This is a genomic window from Campylobacter sp. RM19072, assembly GCF_024723485.1.
GTDB lineage: Bacteria > Campylobacterota > Campylobacteria > Campylobacterales > Campylobacteraceae > Campylobacter > Campylobacter porcelli.
In genome coordinates, this window is record NZ_JANQCU010000055.1 from 1 (window position 1) to 830 (window position 830).

General features: G+C 35.9%; 1 protein-coding gene. It reads right to left on the reverse strand.

What is annotated here, in order from left to right:
- Positions 1–60 precede the first annotated feature (60 nt).
- Positions 61–830 (reverse strand): methyl-accepting chemotaxis protein (locus CSUIS19072_RS08430; RefSeq protein WP_330518314.1); only part of this gene is annotated, 770 nt, incomplete at its 5' end.

Sequence of the window (830 nt, forward strand, 5' to 3'; positions counted from 1 at the left end):
TTTTACTATATGCAAGAATAAATCTTGCATATATTTAAGGAGTAAAATGTGAGTGTGAAATTAGAATTTTTTCTTTTTAACTTCAGCTACTACAGCATCAGCTATGCTATCAACTTCATTAGCTACTATATTGCTGTTTTGAGCGATTTGTGTGTTTTGTCTCGTTAAGCCATCTACATTTACTATAGCTTCATTTATCTGATTTATAGCTTGAGTTTGCTCGCTTATGCTTTGGCTCATCTCATTTATACTTTGGCTTAGGATATTTACATTTGCCTCTATTTCGCCTAGTGATTTTTGAGTTCTCTCAGCTAGTTTTCTGACCTCATCAGCCACCACGGCAAATCCCCTACCATGCTCTCCAGCACGAGCCGCTTCAATAGCTGCATTTAGTGCTAGTAGATTTGTTTGGTCTGCTATATCTCTGATTATTGTGATTATGTTTTTAATATCTTCGCTTTGTTTGATTACTTCACTAGCTCTATCATTTATAGAGTTCATTGAGCTACTCATCTCTTCTACAGCTGCGGCGCTTTCTTGAAGTGATTCGCTTTGAGATTTGGCACCTTCATTTAGTGAAGTTACAAAGCCTTTTAGCTCATCGGCTTTATTTTGTAGGTTGCTAGCTTGTTCTAAATTTGCTTTTAGCATTTTAGTTACTTCATCGCCTAGAAGGTTAGTTACCATCTCTACTTCACCTTTTGGATTATCTATCCTTACGGTGAAATCTAGCTGTTTGAATTTATCAAATACACCTTGGATAGCATTTATATCGCTACCTACTTTTTGCTCTAGGACATCAAGCATTTTATTTAGGACATTTTTGAGCT